This window comes from Mesorhizobium sp. P2_F8, assembly GCF_056403655.1.
Genome location: NZ_JBFUFB010000001.1, coordinates 126,407 through 144,623 on the forward strand (window position 1 = coordinate 126,407; position 18,217 = coordinate 144,623).

Here is an 18,217-nt window from a genome sequence, read left to right on the forward strand (position 1 = left end):
ACGATGGCCAGACAAGCCAGTAAATCCAGCCTGCTTTTTTCAGGGTCCGACTGGGATTTCAAGACATTGTCGCGGGCCTATGACGCGATCGAGACAATCGCGGTCGAAGAGCTTCATCTCGATACCTACCCCGTGCAGATGGAGATCATCTCCTCCCAACAGATGCTCGACGCCTATTCGTCGGTCGGCATGCCGCTGATGTACCGTCACTGGTCTTTCGGCAAACATTTCCTCTACCAGGATCTGCTCTATCGCAAAGGCGCGCGAGGGCTTGCCTATGAACTGGTCATTAATTCCAATCCCTGCATCGTCTATCTGATGGAGGAAAACACCATGGCCCTGCAGGCCTTGGTGACGGCCCATGCTGCGCTCGGGCACAACCATTTCTTCAAGAACAATCAGTTGTTCAAGCAGTGGACGGACGCCGGGGCGATCCTCGGCTACCTGGACTTCGCCAAAGGCTACATTGCGCGTTGCGAGGAGCGGCACGGCCTCACCGCCGTCGAGGCTGTTCTTGATTCCGCCCATGCGCTGATGGCGCAGGGCGTGTTCCGCTATCACCGGCCGCCGAAGCTGTCGTCGGAGCGGCAGCGCGAAGGGCTTCGCGAGCGGCTCGAGTACGAAGAGCGCTCCTACAACGATCTGTGGCGCACGCTGCCGCCTTCTCAGCAAAGGGTCAGCGATAAGGAGCAAGAGCCGGAGCGCAAGAAATCGCTCAACCTGCCCGAGGAAAACCTGCTTTATTTCCTGGAAAAGAACAGCCTGGTCCTGGAGCCTTGGCAGCGGGAGATCGTCCGGATCGTTCGTGTCATAGCACAGTATTTTTATCCGCAGGGGCAGACACAGGTGATGAACGAGGGCTGCGCCACTTTCGTGCACTATACGCTGATGAACATGCTGTTCGATCGCGGCCTGATCAGCGAAGGCGCCATGCTCGAAATCCTGCGCAATCATTCCAATGTGGTCTTCCAGCCGGCATTCGACGATCCGCGCTTTTCCGGCATCAACCCCTACGCTCTCGGCCTCGACATGATGCAGGACATAAAGCGTATGTCGACAGAGCCGACGGCCGAGGACCGGGACTGGTTTCCCGACATTGCCGGCCATGGCAACTGGCGCGAGATCCTGCTCGACGCCTGGGCGGATCACCGCGACGAATCCTTTATCCGCCAGTACCTCAGTCCGACTTTGATCCGAAAATGGCGGTTCTTTGTGCTCGGCGACGTTGCCGACCAACCGCATTGCCAGGTCGCCTCGATTCACAACGAGCGCGGCTATGCCAAGATACGCGCCGCGCTCGCTCACAGCTACGACGTTGGCGCGAAGCGACCGGACATCCAGGTGGTGGATGTCGATCTGCTCGGCGACCGGCATTTGCGACTGCAGCACAAGGTCAATGACGGCGTCCTTCTCGAGGATGCCAGCCGCGACGCCACGCTTCGTCACATCCGCAGGCTTTGGGGTTATGAGGTCAGCTTGGCCGCCGTCGACGCTGAAACGGGGGCAACGATCCACGAACGCTCGACGAGCCAGATCACAGAATGAAGCTGCGCAGTTGCGCTGGTTCTCATGGCGTTAAAAAGTGCGCGCCGGTCTTGGGCGTCATGCATCAAGACAGGGGCTTGAAGCACGTCGCCTGAATTCGTTCAACGCGACACGCCCTGGAGCAATTCCAGGAAAAGTGTGAAACGGTTTTCCCGGGAAAAGCGCGTCGCGCTTTCCCTCAGGGAATTGCGTCGAAACAAAGAGTTAGAGCCGTTCGCCGTTTCCGTGAAACGATGAATTGCTCTAAGCGTCGCCGGCTGGCCGTATTCTCAACCTTGCGATCCGGTTCTTGTCGCGCTTCATCACGACGAAGCGTTTGCCATGGAAAGTAAACGCCTGTTTTTCCTCGGGGATCGACTGCGTCTCGTGGATGACCAGTCCGGCGATGGTGGTGGCCTCCTCATCCGGCAGGTTCCAGTCGAGCGCCCTGTTCAGGTCGCGGATCGGCACCGTGCCATCGACGACGACGGAACCGTCCGCCTCCTGCTTGACGCCTTGGATGTCGACGTCGTGCTCGTCGGCGATCTCGCCGACGATCTCCTCGATGATGTCCTCCAGCGTCACCAGCCCTTCGACCTCGCCATATTCGTCGACGACGACGGCGAAATGCGCCTTGCGGCGCAGGAAGGCATTGAGCTGTTCCTGCAAGGTCGTGGTGTCAGGCACGAACCAGGGTTTCGAGGCGATCTTCATCACGTCGATTTTGGAAAAGTCATTGCCGACATCGTTGAGCGCCCGCAGCAGGTCCTTGGCGTGCAGAACGCCGACAATGTTGTCGAGCGAGCCTTTCCACAGCGGCATGCGGGTGTGCGGGCTCTGCAGGATCTCGCGCACCACCGCCTCCGGCGCATTGTCGGCATTGACCGAGCGCATGTTGGTACGGTGGACCATGATATCCGACACTTCGAGTTCGGCGAGATCGAACAGGCCGCCGACGCGATCGCGATCCTCGCGCACCACCTGGCCGTCGCGGCGGAAATCGTCGACCGCGCCGCGCAACTCGGCCTCACTCGAGCGCTGCGGCCCGATGCGCGACAGTTCATAGCCGAAAGCGGCAAGCAGGCGCGTACGCAAGGCAACGGCCAGCAGGACGAGGACGGCAAGGACAGCGACGACGATCCAGCCGGTCTCGTTGTTCATCTCGGCCGGCTCTTCTGCTGGCCCGGATGGCTCCGCTGCTGGCTCGGCCGCATCTTCTGCTGGCCAGACCGGCTTTCCTGCTCGCCCGGATGGCTCTCCTTCAGGAACGACAGCACTTCCGAAGCCGGCACATCCTTGGCGATGAAGGCCTGGCCGATGCCGCGCGTCAGGATGAAGGTCAGCGCGCCGCGCGACACCTTCTTGTCCTGGGCAATGAAGGAAAGCAGCGCCTCGGCATCGGGCAAGTCACCGGGAATGTCGGCCATGCGCCACGGCAGGCCGACGGCACGCAGATGCGCCTCGACGCGTGCCGCATCGTCGGGGCTGGCGAGGTTGAGCCGCGATGAGAACCGATGCGCCAGCGCCATGCCGATGGCGACACCCTCGCCATGGACGAGCCGGGTTCCGTCATACTGGGTGGCGGCTTCCAGCGCGTGGCCGAAAGTGTGGCCGAGATTGAGCAGCGCACGGTCGCCGGTCTCGAACTCGTCGCGGGCAACCACATCGGCCTTGGCGCGGCAGGCCTCGGCAATGGCCTGCGCCCTCTCCGGCCCGCCGGCGAACACGTGGGACCAGTTCTCTTCCAGCCAGGCGAAAAACCCCGGCCGGTCGATGAGCCCATATTTGGCAAGCTCGGCATAGCCGGCGCGGAATTCGCGGATCGGCAGCGTGTCGAGCACCTCGGTATCGGCCAGCACCAGCTTCGGCTGATGGAAAACACCGACCAGGTTCTTGCCGCGCGCGCTGTTGATGCCTGTCTTGCCGCCGACCGAGGAATCGACCTGAGCCAGCAGAGAGGTCGGGATCTGCACGAAATTCATGCCGCGGCGCACGATACCGGCGGCAAAGCCGGCAAGGTCGCCGATGACGCCGCCGCCAAAGGCGATGACGATGTCGCCGCGTTCCAGTCGGGCGGCCAGCACGCCGTCGACCACCTCTTCGAGATGGGCGAAGCTCTTGGTCTTCTCGCCGGGCGGCAGCGTGATGATAGTGGGCTGGATGTCGTTCCTTTCGAGACCCTTCTTCAGTGCGTCGAGATGCGCTGCCGCGACATTGGCATCGGTGATGACCGCGGCGCGTGTACCAGGCAGGCGGCGCGAAATCTCGGCACCGGCGCGCGACAGCAGACCGGAGCCGATCAGGATGTCGTAGGCCCGGTCGCCAAGGCCGACTTCGACGGTGACCGGCTGACTTGCGCTCACGATCGCACCTCGTCTGTAGGGACAGTCTCATCAATGCCGAAATGCCGGCAAAGCGCATCCACCACCTCGGCCGCGATGACCTCCTTGCGGTCGTCGCGGGTCGGCACGGTGACGTCCGATGTCGCGTAGACGGGATACCGCTCCTGCATGAGCCGCTCCAGCACGGCGCGGGGGTCGGCGCTTTTCAGGAGCGGCCGGTTCTGCTTCTTGGAGACGCGCTCCATCAAAAGGTCGAGCTCGGCCTTCAGCCACACCGACACGCCATGGCCGGCGATGGCCTCGCGCGTGTGGGCGTTCATGAAGGCGCCGCCGCCAGTCGACAGCACCTGCGGGCCGTTCTCCAGCACGCGCAGGATGACGCGTTGCTCCAGGGCCCTGAACTCGGTCTCGCCATAGCGCTCGAACAGCTCCGGAACGGTCATGCGCGAGACGCTTTCGATCTCCTGGTCGCTGTCGATGAAGGGCAGCGCCAGCATCGCCGCCACCTTGCGGCCGATCGCCGTCTTGCCGGCGCCCATCAACCCGACAAAGACGACGGAACGGCTGCCCAGCCGGCCAAGCAGCGCGGCGTGGTTCTCCTCTGGAGGATTTGATGGCAGCGCGTTCATCTGATGCTTCGAGTGCCCCCTTTGCCGGCGTATCGACATGAAAAGCCGGTTTTCGTCAAGCGTAGCGAGCAGCCCTGAGCATGATATGGGCTGGCCGTGCATCATCAGAAGTTGCTAACAAACCTCAGCTTCTTCCTTGAATTGGGCGGATTGGCGTCCCATAAGGGCACAGGGTTTGGAAACGCAGAACAAGAAGACGGGCGAAAATTGATGCCGACACTGTTTCGCTTTGTCGTGATCCTCGCGATTCTGGCCGGCATTGCCTATGGTACGATGTTCGCGCTGGTGATGTTCGTCGAGCCCAGAAAGGCGGAAATGAGCGTGCGCATCCCTCCCGAAAAGCTCAATCCCAAGAAAAGCTGATCGCCGCCAAAGAAAAGCCCGCCCAAGAAAACCCGAATGAACAGCGCCGCCCGCATCGAAGCCTTCCTGGAAATGATGAGCGCCGAGCGCGGTGCCGCCGAAAACACGCTGTCCTCCTATCGCCGCGACCTCGAAGACGCTTCGGACGCGATCGATGGCGGGCTTGCCGGTGCCGCCGCCACCGATATCCGCGCCTATCTCGACGATATCGCCGCGCGTGGCTTCGCGCCGACATCGCAGGCGCGCAAATTGTCGGCGATCCGTCAGTTCTTCAAGTTCCTCTACGCCGAGGGTCTGCGCGCGGATGACCCGACCGGCACGCTGGACAGCCCGAAAAAGGGCCGTCCGCTGCCGAAGACGATGAGCGAGGCCGACACCGGCCGGCTGATCGACCGCGCAGCGCTTGAGGCCGGCGATCCCAGGCTCGGCAACGATGCGGTGCCTGGCGACAGCGATTGGCTGGCGGCACTGCGCCTGCATGCGTTGGTCGAGGTGCTCTATGCCACCGGCCTGCGCGTTTCCGAACTGGTCGGCCTGCCGGTGACGGTGGCGCAGCGCGACGACCGTTTCTTCATGGTGCGCGGCAAGGGTGACAAGGAGCGCATGGTGCCGCTATCGGCCAAGGCGCGCACGGCGATGCGGAGCTGGCTTGCCGCCCGCGCCAAGGTGCCTGCCTTCGCCGACAGTCCGTTTCTGTTTCCGGCCGCCTCGGATAGCGGCTATCTCTCGCGCCAGGTCTTTGCCCGCGACCTGAAAGGGCTGGCGGCAAGGGCCGGCATCGCCTCCGCGAAGATCTCGCCGCATGTGCTGCGCCATGCTTTCGCCAGCCATCTCCTGCAGAACGGCGCAGATCTCAGGGCCGTGCAGCAGTTGCTCGGCCATGCCGACATATCGACGACACAGATTTACACCCATGTGCTGGAAGAGCGGCTGGTGCGGCTGGTCAACGATCATCATCCGCTTGCCGACTAGGCCTCATATCGCTATGTGAGGACGACGTTCCACCGCCCGGAGCCTTGGATTTCAGGGTTCCGCCAGTCCTCGCCTTCCGACGTATCGGTCCGCTCACGCATGTACAATTACCTCGATTTCGAAAAGCCGGTGCAGGACCTCGAGGGCAAGATCCTCGAGCTGAAGAAGCTTGCCGAGAGTGGCGAGGCGGTCGATGTCGGCGACGAGATCAGCCGTCTCGAGAAGCGCTCCCGCGACGCGCTGCGCGACGCCTACAAGGCGCTGACGCCGTGGCAGAAGGTGCAGGTGGCGCGCCATCCCGACCGGCCGCACTGCGTCGACTACATCAAGGGCCTGTTCAACGATTTCACGCCGCTGGCCGGCGACCGCAATTTCGGCGAGGACCAGGCGATCGTCGGCGGTTTCGCCCGCTTCCGCGGCGAGCCCGTGGCCATCATCGGCCAGGAAAAGGGCTCCGACACGACCAGCCGGCTGAAGCATAATTTCGGCTCGGTGCGGCCGGAAGGCTACCGCAAGGCGGTGCGGCTGATGGAACTCGCCGACCGCTTCAATATCCCGCTGCTGACGCTGGTGGACACCGCTGGCGCCTATCCCGGCGTCGGCGCGGAGGAGCGCGGCCAGGCGGAAGCGATTGCCCGCTCGACCTCGGCCTGCCTTGGCCTGAAAGTGCCGTCGATCTCGGTGGTCATCGGCGAAGGTGGCTCGGGCGGCGCCATCGCGATCGCCACCGCCAACCGCGTCTACATGCTCGAACACGCCATCTATTCGGTGATCTCGCCGGAAGGCGCCGCCTCGATCCTGTGGCGCGACACGACACGATCGAAGGACGCGGCGACCAACATGAAGATCACCGCGCAGGATCTTCTGGAGCTCAAGATCATCGACGCCATCATCCCCGAGCCGCTCGGCGGCGCGCATCGTGGCGCCGAAACCGTGATTGCCGCGACCGGCGACCTCATCGCCAAGACTATGAAGGATTTTTCTGGCGCCAACACCGACTTCCGCGAGCAGCGCCGCGAGAAATATCTGGCAATGGGCCGCAGTCTCTAAACCAAGGCCCTGCCCCGCCCGCCGCAATGTGGCGGCACGGAGCATTTTTGCCACAAAAATGCCGCTGCATTCGGCTCAATGAGACTGCCGCGGGGGGACGCGTCGACACTTGCGGTAAGGAATTTTCAAGGTTAACGGGCTTAGTGTCCGTACACGTTCAGTGCAGAAGCCTTGGCATGAATCGCCTTGGCGCCAGAGAAAAGACGATATCCGCAGCCATGTTCGCCAAGCTTGCCCGCACTGGAATCCTGATCGCTGCCCTCGGCGTTGCCGGCTGCAACGATTCGTCGATGAAGGATTTTGCCCCGGAGGCCAACAAGCCGCTGCCCGACAAGATCCTCGCCGACATGAGGGCCAAGGGCATGGTGCGCACCTCGTCGGTGATGGCCCGCATCTTCAAGGAAGAGGGCAAGCTAGAAATCTGGAAGGCCAAGACCAACGGCCGCTACGACATGGTGGCGAGCTATGATATCTGCAAATGGTCGGGCAAGCTCGGGCCGAAATACACCGAAGGCGACCGCCAGGCGCCGGAAGGCTTCTACACGGTGCGCCCGTCGCAGATGAACCCGCGCTCGAACTACCATCTGTCCTTCAACATCGGCTTTCCCAATGCCTATGACCGGGCCAATGGCCGCACCGGCGCCAATCTGATGGTGCACGGCGCCTGCTCGTCGTCGGGCTGCTATTCGATGACCGATGCGCAGATCGAGCAGATCTATGCCTTTGGCCGCGATGCCTTCCAGGGTGGCCAGACCGAATTCCAGATCCAGGCTTTTCCGTTCCGCATGACCGCCGCCAACATGGCGCGCTACCGCAACGACCCGAACTATGAGTTCTGGAAGATGCTGAAGGTTGGCTACGACAATTTCGAAGTCACCAAGGTGCCGCCGAAGGTCGACGTCTGCGAGAAGCGCTACGTCTTCAACCAGGTCGCCGCCGACGGCCAGACTTTTGATCCGACCGGCGCCTGCCCGGCGACCACGCAACCGGATTCCTTGAAGAGCGCCTACAACGCCTATCAGAGCACCTATGACGCGGCGTTCAACGGCGCGCTCAAGGCCAGCGCGCCGCCGCCGAAGCCGACCATCGCCGGCGTCAAGGAAGCCAGCATCGTCTCCGACTGGTCCAAGCGCCGGGCGCGCGGCGAGCGCGTGCCGATCGATCCGCCGTCGCTCAACACCGATGGCTCGGTGACCGAGACGGCGCGCATGGGCCGCATCGATTCGCCGGCCGGCCGCAAGATGGCGGCACTCGACGCCGAAAAAGCCGCCAAGCAGAAGGCCGAGGAGCAGAGGCTTGCCGCCATAGAGGCAGCCAGGCAGGCCAAGGAAGCGGCCAAGGCGCAGGCCCTGGCCGAGAAGGAAGCGGCCAAGGCCCAGAAAGAGGCGGCCAAGGCCGCCAAGGAAGCGCCTGTCGCCACCGCCACGATCGCAGCCCCCATGGAGGCCGCGCCTGAAGCTGAAACACAGGCGGCGAGCGCCGACGAGAGCAGGGTCACCAGACTGAAGAACAAGCTGCTCGGCATGTTCGGCGGTTGAGGCTTTTCGCCAATGCAGGTCACCCAAAGGTGCGTAGCGGTTTTGGGACAACGACATGCTTGAAAACAAGGTTTCCAAGCCTGCGACCGTCTACGATCTCAAGGGGCTGAACTGCCCTTTGCCTGTGCTGAAAGCAAAGAAACGGCTGGCCGGAATGCAGCCAGGCAGCCGGCTCTGGCTCGAAACCACCGACCCGCTGGCCGTCATCGACATCCCGGCATTCTGTTCGGACAGCGGCCACCATCTCGTCGAAACGGCGGCGGTGTCAGGCGGTCATCGCTTTCTGGTCGAGCGCGGCGAGCGGCAATCGTAGAGTTTACCGCCCCGCGATCGCCAGCGGATTGTGTTCCAGCGCCGCGCGGTCGGGCGTGTCGATCGACGGCCGGTTGGTGAAGGCGGCGAACAGCCGACGCACATAGTCTTCCGGCATATCGAGCGTGATCAGCACCAGCCGCGTTCCGCGCTGGCCATCCGGCCAGGACGGCAATTGCACCGGCGGATGCAGGATCTTCTGCACACCATGGATCACCAACGGCCGCGACGGGTCTTCGCTGAGCTCGATGACGCCCTTCATCCGCAGCAGACGCTCGCCATGTGCCGAGCGCAACAGGTCGAGAAACATCTCGATCGCTGAAAACGGCACCGGGCCGTCGTGGACGAGCGAGTAGGAACGCACGCGCTGATCGTGGCCGTGGTCATGCTCATGATCATGGCCGTCATGATGATGATGATCATGCGCCTCGCCCAGCCAGCGCCGCACATCGGCGGATTTGGTCGCCGGATTGTAGAGACCGCAATCAAACAGCGCCGCCACGCCTGTCTTCGTGTCGGCAACGTTAAGCAAATCGGCGCCCGGATTGATCTGCCGCAGGCGCGCCCGCAGCATTTCCAGTTCATGCGGGTCGGTGACCAGATCGGCCTTGCTGAGCACGATGCGGTCGGCAACCGCCACCTGCTTGACCGCTTCGACATGCGCGTCGAGCGTGGCATTGCCATTGACCGCGTCGACCAGCGTGATGACGCCGTCGAGCCGGAAGGCCTGGACCAGCGCGGGATGCGCCATGATGGACTGCAGCACTGGCGCCGGATCGGCTAGCCCCGTGGTCTCGATGATGCCGCGGGCCAGACGGGCGATGCGGCCTGTCTGCAGCCGATCGACCAGGTCGGCCAGCGTGTCGACCAGTTCGCCGCGCACCGTGCAGCACAGGCAGCCGTCCGACAGCTGGATGATGCCGTCGGACGCCTGCTCGACCAGTAGATGGTCGATCGCAACTTCGCCGAATTCGTTGATGATGACCGCCGTGTCGGCCAGCGCCGGATCTTTCAACAGCCGGTTGAGCAGTGTCGTCTTGCCTGCGCCGAGAAAGCCGGTCAGCACCGAGACAGGGATCGGGAAGCCGCTCATCCGGCTAATTCGCAACCTTGACCGGCTGGTCGCCTTGCGCGGCGGGACCGGCAACGACCGGGCCTGTGCCGGCCGGCGCCGGCTGGTCGGGACGCCAGCTCGGGATCGGCACGTCGGCATACTCTTGGCCGCCCTGGTCGAGCATGGCCTTCGGCGCCGGACCGGTGGCACCGCCGAGGCCGACGGCAACCAGCGTCGGGACATGGTCGAGCTTCTCATGGTAGGGCGATTTCGGCACATCCTTGGCGGCAGCGGCGGGCGGTGCCTCGGACTGCTCCGCCGGCGCCTTCTTCTTGCAGATTTCATCATGCATGTCGTTGGGTGAGACAGTGTCGCCATAGGGCGCTAGCGTCGCGATGGTGGTCGAGCCGGCGGCCGGCGTATCAAAACCCTGGTCGAGCAGTTTCGCTGCGGCCTCGGCACGGGTGATTGCGGACTTCTCGCCAAGCACGACCGCCACCAGCGTGCGCCCATTGCGGGTCGCCGAGCCGATCATGTTGAAGCCGGAGGGGCAGACGAAGCCCGTCTTCATGCCGTCGGCGCCGGGATACCGGCCGATCAGCAGATTGTAGTTCGGAATCGCCTTCTTGCCGACCGCAAGCCCCTCGATCGAGAACCACGGCGCATATTGCGGAAATTCACGCCGGATGGCCATCACCAGCACGGCGAGGTCGCGCGCCGTCGTGTACTGGTCCGGCGAATAGAGCCCGTTCGGATTGACGAAATGCGTGCCGTTCATGCCGAGCCTGGTCGCCTCGGCGTTCATCCGTTCGGCGAAGGCTGCCTGTGAGCCGCCGACATTCTCGCCGACGGCCATGGCGATGTCATTGGCCGACTTGACCAGCATCATCTTCAGCGCGTTGTCGAGCCGCATCACCGAGCCCGGCTTGAAGCCCATCTTGCTTGGCGGCTGGGAGGCCGAGTGTTTCGTCACCTTGATCGGCGAATCGAGCTGGACATCGCCGGCCGCGATCGCCCGGAAGGTCACATAAGCGGTCATCAACTTGCTCAGCGACGCCGGATACCAGCGCTTGAACGCATCCTGATGCTGCAGGATCTGGCCGTTGTTGAGATCGAACACAACGACCGGATTGGCCTGCGCCGACCCGGCCAGGACCGACAGCACGATTGCGCCAGCCGAGAATAGTTTGAGGAAATGCCTGTGCCGCATGATCAAATCCGAAATCGCCTCTTGCCGTAGTCGCCCCTGGCTCCGTAAGATTTCGTTACGCGATCGCCAGCACGATGCAGTCCGACCCTCAAAAACCGGACTGCATCGTTGCGGTGCTATTTACTCTATGTGACGCCAACATGGCAAAGCGCCTGACGATCACAATTGCAAGGCAGCGGACAACACCCGCCTGTCCCAACAGCGAGATGGAACCATCATGCCAATCCTGAACCGTGCCGCCGAAATGCAGGACGAAGTTGCCGGCTGGCGCCAGCATCTGCACCAGACGCCGGAACTGAACTTCGACGTCTTCAAGACCGCCGCCTTCGTCACCGAGAAGCTGAAGGCCTTCGGTTGCGACGACGTGGTGACCGGCCTCGGCAAGACCGGCGTGGTTGGCATCATCCGCGGCCGCCAGGGCGAAGGCCCCACCATCGGCCTGCGCGCCGACATGGATGCGCTGCCGCTCAACGAGATCTCCGGCAAGCCCTACGCCTCGACCATTCCCGGCAAGATGCACGCCTGCGGCCATGACGGCCATACGGCGATGCTTTTGGGTGCTGCGAAATACCTCGCCGAGACGCGCAACTTCACCGGCTCGGTGGCGGTGATCTTCCAGCCGGCCGAGGAAGGCGGCGGCGGCGGCAACGAGATGGTCAAGGATGGCATGATGGATCGTTTCGACATCTCCAAGGTGTTCGGCATGCACAACATGCCCGGCCTGCCTGTCGGGCAGTTCGCCATCCGCCCGGGCCCGATCATGGCGGCGACGGCCGAGTTCACCATCACCGTGCGCGGCAAGGGCGGCCATGCAGCAATGCCGCACGGCACCATCGACCCGATCGTCATCACCAGCCAGCTGGTCGGCGCCTTGCAGACGATCGCCTCGCGCAGCACCGATCCGGTCGAGGCCGTGGTGGTGTCGGTGACCAAGTTCCATGCCGGCGATGCCTACAACATCATTCCCGAGACGGCCGAAATCGCCGGTACCGTGCGTACCCTGCGCAAGGAAATCGCCAAAAAGTCCGAAGAGCGCATCCGCGCCATCTGCGACGGGCTGGCGACCGCGTTTGGCGCCAGGATCGAGGTCGATTATCAGGCGAATTACCCCGTGACCTTCAATCATGCGGAAGAGACGGTGTTTGCCAGCGATATCGCGGCCGGTGTCGCCGGCGATGCCCACGTGCACCGCGGCATCCAGCCGGTGATGGGCGGCGAGGATTTCTCCTACATGCTGGAAGCCCGCCCCGGCGCCTTCATCTTCATCGGCAATGGCGACACCGCCGGCCTTCACCACCCGGCCTACGACTTCAACGACGAGGTCATCCCGCACGGCATGAGCTATTGGGTGAAACTGGCGGAGACGGCACTCGCCGCCTGATGCCTGTCGCGCAAAGGGCCGACCGAATTGCGTTCGGCCGGCCTCTTGGCGAAACGATCCGAAGCGGCTATGTGTCTGGCCGCGTGGTCCCGTAGCTCAGTAGGATAGAGCGGCAGATTCCTAATCTGTAGGTCACAGGTTCGATTCCTGTCGGGATCACCACTCAGTCACAGCAAATATGGCGCTGTCGCTAGCTGATTAGTTTCAGCAGATCCTTGTAGCGCGGGTGGCTGCGGATGGGATCGAAATCCGAATCGTTCTTGAACCATGATTTCATGTGGTCCCCTACCAGCCGCAAATAGGGCTCCAGCAGGTCGATGGCACAGGAGCGCCGACAGCGTGCCGGCTTCGTCAAGTCCCATCAGCCTGGAATAGCCGACCACGTCGGCGGCCAATATTGCGGTCAGGCGTCGTTCCATTGCTAACTCGCAAGCTCCAGCACCGTCTGCCAGCGCGGAAGGCTGTGCAGCGGATCAAAATCCGAGTCTTGCAGAACCCACGCTTTCATCTCGTGGTTGGCGCGCGGCATCACGCTTTCGAGCATGTCGAACGTCCGGTCGAAATCTCCGAGGAAGCAGTGGAAGCAGGCAAGGTTGTATTGGGTCAGGACATCGTCGGGGTCGATCGCGAAAGCGCGCGCGGCCCACTCCTTCGCCCGATCGAACTCGCCAAGTCCGGCGAGCGCGTTGGCGCCGAGGTAGGCAGGCCGGGGATTTTCCGGATTCCTTGCAAACTCGCGCTCGGCTCGCTCAACACCCCTGCGAGCAGTCTCCCTTTGTTCCTCATGCCGTCCCAACGTGCGATAGATCTGAATTAGCAAAAGCAGGGATTGGTAGTCGTTGGGGTCTATCTCGGCGGCGCGCTCCCAGTGGACGGCGGCCTTTTCGAGCTTTCCCCGCGCATAACAGCTGCGGGCGTAGAAATAATGGGTTTCGAACAGGTTGGGGTTGCCCGCGATCGCCTGCTCGAATTCTCGATCCGCTTCGTCGTACCGCTGGTCGATCGAGAGGGCCAGTCCGCGCGAGGCATGCGCTTCGGCCAGTCCGCTTTCGATCTCGAGCGCCTTGGCGGCGTTGGCCAGTATGCCGTCGAGCGACACCTCCTCGCTGTAGTCGAGGAACAGGAAGGAGTCGCAATCGGCGCTGCCGGCATAGGCGCGCGCATAGAGAGGGTCGAGCTCAATCGCCATCGTGAACATCCGTCTGGCGAGCCGGTAGTTCAGCTTCGTGCCGCGGTGGAAAAACTCACGGCCTCTCAGATAGTAGGTGTAAGCCTCGACACTCTCGGTCGGCGACGCCTCGATCGCCTTCTTTTCTTCCGGCAGCAGCCTGACCTTGAGCTGATCGACGATCGTTTTTGTGATCTCGTCCTGAATCGCGAAGATGTCCGTCAGGTCACGGTCGTAACGATCGGCCCACAGATGCGTGCTGTCCTTGCCGTCGATCAGCTGCGCGGTGATGCGCACGCGCTGGCCGGCCTTGCGGACGCTGCCTTCAAGTACCGTTGCGACATTGAACCGCCGGCTGACCTCCTGCACGTCGACGGACTTGCCCTTGTAGGTGAACACCGAATTGCGGGCGATCACCGACAGGCCGGAGATCTTCGACAGGTCGGTGATGATGTCCTCGGTGATGCCGTCGGAGAAGTATTCCTGCTCCGGGTCGCCGCTCATGTTGTTGAACGGCAGCACAGCGATCGACGGTTTTTCCTTCGCCGGCGCTGGCTTGGGCCACGCCGCGCCGGCGAAGAGGTCGACATTGTAGACTCGAACCGGCCGGTCGATGTTCTTCAGCGTCTGCTCGCCGGTGTCCTCGAAGGAGAGATCGAGCCGGTTGCCGACATTGTCGCGGACCGAGCCGGACACCGCGATGCCGCCGGGCTTGGCGATGCTTTCGATGCGCGCCGCTATGTTGACGCCGTCGCCATAGATGTCGTTGTCCTCGAAGATGATGTCACCGAGATGGACGCCGATGCGGAATTCGATGCGGCGCTCCTCCGGCACGTCGACATTGCGCTCGTGCATCCGGCGCTGGATGTCAGCGGCGCACGCCACTGCGTTCACCACGCTCGGGAACTCGACCAGCATGCCATCGCCCGTGAGCTTGACGATGCGGCCCTGGTGTTCGGCGATCTTGCCGTCGGCCATCTCGCGCCGATGCGTCTTGAGCGCCGACAGCGTGCCAGCTTCATCAAGCCCCATCAGCCTGGAATAGCCGACCACGTCGGCGGCCAATATTGCGGTCAGGCGTCGTTCCATACTCGGTTGCCCCGCTTCCTTCGGAAGCATACCTTAGCAGTTTCCCCACGTCGCAAGCAGCTTTTCGCCGACCAGAGGAAGAATACCGGCGTTCGCACAAGGGCAAACTGGCAAACCGCTGCTCGAATGTCCGTTCATGCCGCGATCCGCGCCTATCGCGATCGATGCCTTCGAAGCAAAGCCTTGTTGCGAGCGAATTCGCTGCTTTCCTGTTTTCAGGGAATTCAGGCGGAGACTGGTTAGCGCGAGACCGCCGCCTTCACCACTCAGTCACGGCAAAACTGAACTATGCTAGGTAGCCCGAAATTCGCTCGACTTATCCGTAAGATAGACTGGACCATCTCTGATCAGTCGGGCTTGGTCGCCCAGCCGGTCTCTGTTTCTCCCGAGTATTTGCGATCCGTCTCTGTGTCCGGATCGGGTCATTCTCACCGGTTGTGGCCTGTCTGTTCACGTCCGGTCACGAAGCAATCCCGGACATCTGGGTTCACCGCGGTGACGCACATCGCAACGCCAGCAAGCACCTTTGCGCTTGCCTTGAAGGCATTCTATTCTGGAGGTAGAAGCGGCTCGTGGGCACAGAATGTCGGTACTGCGTTTCTTAAGAATATACGCGCCGCTCAACGCGGTTCTGGCTGCGCCCGGCCTTTTGGCGGTGGCTACGCTCACGACTCCGAACATCTCCGGACGAAGCAGACTGGCTCTGGCTGCCGTGCTCGTAGTCATTTGGGGAGCCTATCTCCTGGAACTGGCCGCGACGCTGCTCAAACGCCGGGCGGGCGACGTTCGGGACAGGACGCCGGCGATCGCTATTGATGTGCTCGCGGTTTTGGTTCCACTCGCTGCATTTCTGCTTGTCGGCACCCCCGACTGGAGCCTCTACTGTGCTGTCTGGCTGTTGAAACCGCTGCGCGACTCGACTTTCTTCCCGGTGCTGGGCAGGGTCCTGGCCAACGAAGCGCGCAACCTGATCGGCGTCACCACGCTCTTCGGCGTCGTTCTGTTCGCTGTCGCGCTGGCCGCCTATGTCATCGAGCGCGACATCCAACCGGAAAAGTTCGGCAGCATCCCCCAGGCAATGTGGTGGGCGGTGGTCACGCTGTCCACGACCGGCTATGGCGACGAAATTCCGCAAAGCTTCGCCGGCCGCGTCCTTGCCGGGATGGTCATGATGAGTGGCATCGGCATCTTCGGGCTCTGGGCCGGCATTCTTGCCACCGGCTTCTATCAAGAAGTCCGTCGCGGGGATTTCGTCCGTAATTGGCAATTGGTCACCGCCGTGCCGTTGTTTCAAAAGCTAGGCCCGGCGGTACTGGTCGACATCGTGCGCGCGTTGAGACCTCGCATGGTGCCGGCGGGCGCTGTGATCTGCCGCATTGGCGAGCCCGGTGATCGGATGTTCTTCGTCGTTGAGGGGCGCGTCAGCGTCGCGACGCCGAACCCTGTGGAGCTTGGCCCTGGCGCCTTCTTCGGCGAGATGGCGCTGATCAGCGGCGAACCGCGTTCGGCGACGGTCAGCGCTGCAACGGTGGTCTCACTCCTGTCGCTGCACGCGGTGGATTTCCAGATGCTGTGCAGCAGCAGCCCGGAGATCGCGGAAATCATCCGCAAGACTGCGCTCGAGCGGCGCGGCGCGGTACCCACGGCTTGACCGTACCTCTGGTGTGCAGTCCCGGACTGTGATCGTGTACCGTCGATCTGTGCAGCACCGACAGCGGCCTCGGTTTCGTGAGTGGCGAGGGCGACCGCAGCGACATTCGGTAGTCGCCGCGGCCTCGATGGCCTCGGTCCTAAGATAATATCTGGGAACTGTGCTAGGATGGCCGCCGCGCGGCGCGACTTGTCATGCTTCAAAGCGGTCAGGAACGATTGTCATGCTCAATCCAATCTCCATCATGGCCGACCGGCTCGGCGACTATCTGTCAGACCTCTATCTCCAGTATTTCTCGCATCGCAATCCGGAATATGCGAGCTACATAGGTGGAGCGGCCCGCCTTGTCCTGGAGCGCATCGGCAATTCGAACGCCCTCTATCACAACATCGAGCACACGCTGATGGTTACGCTCGCTGGCCAGCAGATCATCCGCGGCCGGCTGCTTTCGGAATCCCTGACCCCCGATGACTGGCTGCATTATACCTGCGCGTTGCTTGTCCACGACATCGGCATGGTCCACGGCGTGTGCCAGGGCGACACCGAGGACAGCTTCGTCATTAACGAGGCCGGCGACTTCTTTACGCCACCGCGCGGCGCCTCCGACGCGGTGCTTGCGCCCTATCATATCGAGCGCGCCAAAATCTATGCGCGCCAACGTTTTGCTTCCTCGAAGTTCGTCAATGAGGAGCGCATTGTCGCGGCGATCGAGATGACGCGCTTTCCGGTGCCGAACGATCCGGCCTACCAGGTCACCAACACGGAGCCGGCGCTGGTCAGGGCCGCGGACCTGATTGGCCAGCTCGCTGATCCCTTCTATCACCGCAAGCTGCCGGCGCTGTTTGCCGAGTTCTCTGAGATCGGGATGGTGGAAAAGCTCGGCTGCAAGACCGCCGCCGATCTCGGCGCCATCTTCACCGATTTCTTCACGCTGCAGGTCGAGCCCTATATCGGCGACGCGATCCGCTATCTGGAGCTAACGACGGAAGGCAAGCAGTGGATCGCCAACCTCCACAGCAACCTCTTCCAGTCCGGGCATCGCGCCAGGATCGGCCCGTTCCCCGGCGTGTTGCAGCCGACCTCGGCGAGCCTTTCGGTGGTAACTTAAGAGCCTGGGATTGTTCGCTCTTTTCCGCCGGTGCCGAGCCGACTGCGAACCAGCGATTGGTCGACGGGGAGTGGCTCTCGCCGTCCCCGGCCGCAACTCGACAATCCCCTCCCGCGCTTTGCGCACGCTGGCCAAGTCCGCTTGGCGCTGCGAAATGCTGACATTCAGCATAGCCAAGGAAACGAACCTTTTGCCGCAGAACGGGCACAACTTATTTGCCTTTCGTTCCGCCAGCTAACGCGACCGATGCGCGTTTGCCCGCCATTGTGTTGATGTGCGTCAATGCGAGACGGCCCTACGGCCCCTACCATGGTCACGGTCAGCAATGATTTTGGAGACAGCAGATGGACGAAGAGAGCAGAAACAAGATCGAGACGTTGTTGGATCAGCATCGGATCATGACGGTTGCAACGCTGAGGCCGGACGGCTGGCCGCAGGCGACGACCGTCGGCTACGTGAACGAAGGCCTTACCCTTTACTTCCTCTGCGGTCTGGAAAGCCAGAAGGCTGCGAATCTGGCGCGAGACGATCGCGTGTCCTTGACCATCGATCACGACGCGCCACAGGTGATGGAAATCACCGGACTTTCTATGGCGGCGCGTGCGCAGCCGGTGGTGGACCGGGCCGAAGCGGAAAAGGTTCTGCGGATGCTGCCACTGAAGTATCCCGAGCAAGTTTCGTTGCCGGGCCCGATGCCGACGCCGGAGCAGGTGCGCATATTTCGCGTGATGCCTTCGGTCATCTCAGTGCTCGATTACTCCAAGGGCTTTGGCCACACCGAACTCGTCACTTGCTGAGCGCGCCCTCCCCAAGATAACCTTTGGGC

Annotated in this window: 17 protein-coding genes and 1 tRNA gene; 11 read left to right on the forward strand and 7 right to left on the reverse strand. The window is 62.6% G+C overall.

Annotated features, from left to right (window positions below):
- The first annotated feature begins 3 nt into the window (after positions 1-3).
- Positions 4-1,545, forward strand: a complete 1,542-nt coding sequence (locus AC1DZP_RS00645) for a SpoVR family protein (protein WP_477299805.1) — start codon at positions 4-6, stop codon at positions 1,543-1,545.
- A gap of 243 nt (positions 1,546-1,788) precedes the next feature.
- Here the strand turns inward: AC1DZP_RS00645 and AC1DZP_RS00650 are convergent, their stop codons facing one another.
- Genes AC1DZP_RS00650 through AC1DZP_RS00660 form a run of 3 tightly spaced genes read right to left on the reverse strand, consistent with a single transcriptional unit; the run spans position 1,789 to position 4,495 of the window.
- Entirely contained in the window at positions 1,789-2,685 is an 897-nt protein-coding gene (locus AC1DZP_RS00650) for an HlyC/CorC family transporter (protein WP_477299806.1), read from the reverse strand.
- Positions 2,682-3,887: a 3-dehydroquinate synthase gene (gene aroB, locus AC1DZP_RS00655; RefSeq protein ID WP_477299807.1), complete on the reverse strand. Its 1,206-nt coding sequence runs from the start codon at positions 3,885-3,887 to the stop codon at positions 2,682-2,684. Before aroB ends, AC1DZP_RS00650 begins: the two co-directional genes overlap by 4 nt.
- Positions 3,884-4,495 (reverse strand): shikimate kinase, encoded by a 612-nt coding sequence (locus tag AC1DZP_RS00660; RefSeq protein ID WP_095085024.1) that lies wholly within the window; start codon positions 4,493-4,495, stop codon positions 3,884-3,886. Before AC1DZP_RS00660 ends, aroB begins: the two co-directional genes overlap by 4 nt.
- Positions 4,496-4,705: 210 nt before the next feature.
- Here AC1DZP_RS00660 and AC1DZP_RS00665 point away from each other — a divergent pair, with 210 nt between their 5' ends.
- The 5 genes from AC1DZP_RS00665 to AC1DZP_RS00685 all read left to right on the forward strand — a co-directional run bounded on the left by AC1DZP_RS00665 (position 4,706) and on the right by AC1DZP_RS00685 (position 8,731).
- Entirely contained in the window at positions 4,706-4,858 is a 153-nt protein-coding gene (locus tag AC1DZP_RS00665; protein ID WP_095084921.1) for a histidine kinase, read from the forward strand.
- 36 nt (positions 4,859-4,894) lie between these two features.
- A complete protein-coding gene (locus tag AC1DZP_RS00670; RefSeq protein ID WP_477299808.1) occupies positions 4,895-5,830 on the forward strand; it encodes a site-specific tyrosine recombinase XerD in 936 nt (311 codons plus the stop codon).
- 99 nt (positions 5,831-5,929) lie between these two features.
- The gene (locus AC1DZP_RS00675) at positions 5,930-6,880 is read left to right on the forward strand and encodes an acetyl-CoA carboxylase carboxyltransferase subunit alpha (RefSeq protein ID WP_457154042.1); all 951 of its coding nucleotides are present in this window, start codon (positions 5,930-5,932) and stop codon (positions 6,878-6,880) included.
- A 218-nt stretch (positions 6,881-7,098) separates the two neighbouring features.
- On the forward strand, positions 7,099-8,418 hold the full coding sequence (locus AC1DZP_RS00680; protein ID WP_477300173.1) for a L,D-transpeptidase family protein: 1,320 nt from the start codon (positions 7,099-7,101) through the stop codon (positions 8,416-8,418).
- Between the two features lie 55 nt (positions 8,419-8,473).
- Complete coding sequence (locus AC1DZP_RS00685) at positions 8,474-8,731, forward strand: sulfurtransferase TusA family protein (protein WP_477299809.1); 258 nt, start codon at positions 8,474-8,476, stop codon at positions 8,729-8,731.
- A gap of 3 nt (positions 8,732-8,734) precedes the next feature.
- Here AC1DZP_RS00685 and AC1DZP_RS00690 read toward each other — a convergent pair whose 3' ends face one another.
- Together AC1DZP_RS00690 and AC1DZP_RS00695 are read right to left on the reverse strand one after the other, a co-directional pair.
- Positions 8,735-9,823, reverse strand: a complete 1,089-nt coding sequence (locus AC1DZP_RS00690) for a CobW family GTP-binding protein (RefSeq protein ID WP_477299810.1) — start codon at positions 9,821-9,823, stop codon at positions 8,735-8,737.
- Between the two features lie 4 nt (positions 9,824-9,827).
- Entirely contained in the window at positions 9,828-10,994 is a 1,167-nt protein-coding gene (locus AC1DZP_RS00695; protein WP_477299811.1) for a serine hydrolase, read from the reverse strand.
- A gap of 217 nt (positions 10,995-11,211) precedes the next feature.
- Between AC1DZP_RS00695 and AC1DZP_RS00700 the strand changes: the two genes are divergently transcribed.
- Entirely contained in the window at positions 11,212-12,375 is a 1,164-nt protein-coding gene (locus AC1DZP_RS00700; RefSeq protein WP_477228390.1) for a M20 aminoacylase family protein, read from the forward strand.
- 85 nt (positions 12,376-12,460) lie between these two features.
- Positions 12,461-12,537: transfer RNA gene (locus tag AC1DZP_RS00705), tRNA-Arg, on the forward strand.
- 28 nt (positions 12,538-12,565) lie between these two features.
- Here AC1DZP_RS00705 and AC1DZP_RS00710 read toward each other — a convergent pair.
- Positions 12,566-12,652: a TPR end-of-group domain-containing protein gene (locus AC1DZP_RS00710; protein WP_477228456.1), complete on the reverse strand. Its 87-nt coding sequence runs from the start codon at positions 12,650-12,652 to the stop codon at positions 12,566-12,568.
- Positions 12,653-12,796: 144 nt separating this feature from the next.
- Positions 12,797-14,632 (reverse strand): TPR end-of-group domain-containing protein, encoded by a 1,836-nt coding sequence (locus tag AC1DZP_RS00715; protein WP_477299812.1) that lies wholly within the window; start codon positions 14,630-14,632, stop codon positions 12,797-12,799.
- A gap of 583 nt (positions 14,633-15,215) precedes the next feature.
- Here AC1DZP_RS00715 and AC1DZP_RS00720 point away from each other — a divergent pair.
- The 3 genes from AC1DZP_RS00720 (at position 15,216) to AC1DZP_RS00730 (ending at position 18,188) form a co-directional block, all read left to right on the forward strand.
- Complete coding sequence (locus AC1DZP_RS00720) at positions 15,216-16,283, forward strand: cyclic nucleotide-gated potassium channel (RefSeq protein ID WP_477299813.1); 1,068 nt, start codon at positions 15,216-15,218, stop codon at positions 16,281-16,283.
- A 223-nt stretch (positions 16,284-16,506) separates the two neighbouring features.
- Positions 16,507-17,391, forward strand: coding sequence for a metal-dependent phosphohydrolase (locus tag AC1DZP_RS00725; RefSeq protein WP_477228387.1), 885 nt, complete (start codon positions 16,507-16,509; stop codon positions 17,389-17,391).
- Positions 17,392-17,735: 344 nt separating this feature from the next.
- Positions 17,736-18,188: a pyridoxamine 5'-phosphate oxidase family protein gene (locus tag AC1DZP_RS00730; protein ID WP_477299814.1), complete on the forward strand. Its 453-nt coding sequence runs from the start codon at positions 17,736-17,738 to the stop codon at positions 18,186-18,188.
- The last annotated feature ends 29 nt before the right edge of the window (positions 18,189-18,217 follow it).

What these genes read in the sequence shown, in the direction of transcription:
- AC1DZP_RS00665 (WP_095084921.1), top strand. Translation starts at nt 4,706, where the DNA reads ATGCCGACACTGTTTCGCTTTGTCGTGATCCTCGCGATTCTGGCCGGC.
- AC1DZP_RS00645 (WP_477299805.1), top strand. Translation starts at nt 4, where the DNA reads ATGGCCAGACAAGCCAGTAAATCCAGCCTGCTTTTTTCAGGGTCCGAC.
- AC1DZP_RS00695 (WP_477299811.1), bottom strand. Translation starts at nt 10,994, where the DNA reads ATGCGGCACAGGCATTTCCTCAAACTATTCTCGGCTGGCGCAATCGTG.
- AC1DZP_RS00685 (WP_477299809.1), top strand. Translation starts at nt 8,474, where the DNA reads ATGCTTGAAAACAAGGTTTCCAAGCCTGCGACCGTCTACGATCTCAAG.
- AC1DZP_RS00670 (WP_477299808.1), top strand. Translation starts at nt 4,895, where the DNA reads ATGAACAGCGCCGCCCGCATCGAAGCCTTCCTGGAAATGATGAGCGCC.
- AC1DZP_RS00690 (WP_477299810.1), bottom strand. Translation starts at nt 9,823, where the DNA reads ATGAGCGGCTTCCCGATCCCTGTCTCGGTGCTGACCGGCTTTCTCGGC.
- AC1DZP_RS00715 (WP_477299812.1), bottom strand. Translation starts at nt 14,632, where the DNA reads ATGGAACGACGCCTGACCGCAATATTGGCCGCCGACGTGGTCGGCTAT.
- AC1DZP_RS00680 (WP_477300173.1), top strand. Translation starts at nt 7,099, where the DNA reads ATGTTCGCCAAGCTTGCCCGCACTGGAATCCTGATCGCTGCCCTCGGC.
- AC1DZP_RS00730 (WP_477299814.1), top strand. Translation starts at nt 17,736, where the DNA reads ATGGACGAAGAGAGCAGAAACAAGATCGAGACGTTGTTGGATCAGCAT.
- AC1DZP_RS00660 (WP_095085024.1), bottom strand. Translation starts at nt 4,495, where the DNA reads ATGAACGCGCTGCCATCAAATCCTCCAGAGGAGAACCACGCCGCGCTG.
- AC1DZP_RS00650 (WP_477299806.1), bottom strand. Translation starts at nt 2,685, where the DNA reads ATGAACAACGAGACCGGCTGGATCGTCGTCGCTGTCCTTGCCGTCCTC.
- AC1DZP_RS00700 (WP_477228390.1), top strand. Translation starts at nt 11,212, where the DNA reads ATGCCAATCCTGAACCGTGCCGCCGAAATGCAGGACGAAGTTGCCGGC.
- AC1DZP_RS00675 (WP_457154042.1), top strand. Translation starts at nt 5,930, where the DNA reads ATGTACAATTACCTCGATTTCGAAAAGCCGGTGCAGGACCTCGAGGGC.
- AC1DZP_RS00710 (WP_477228456.1), bottom strand. Translation starts at nt 12,652, where the DNA reads ATGAAATCATGGTTCAAGAACGATTCGGATTTCGATCCCATCCGCAGC.
- AC1DZP_RS00725 (WP_477228387.1), top strand. Translation starts at nt 16,507, where the DNA reads ATGCTCAATCCAATCTCCATCATGGCCGACCGGCTCGGCGACTATCTG.
- AC1DZP_RS00720 (WP_477299813.1), top strand. Translation starts at nt 15,216, where the DNA reads ATGTCGGTACTGCGTTTCTTAAGAATATACGCGCCGCTCAACGCGGTT.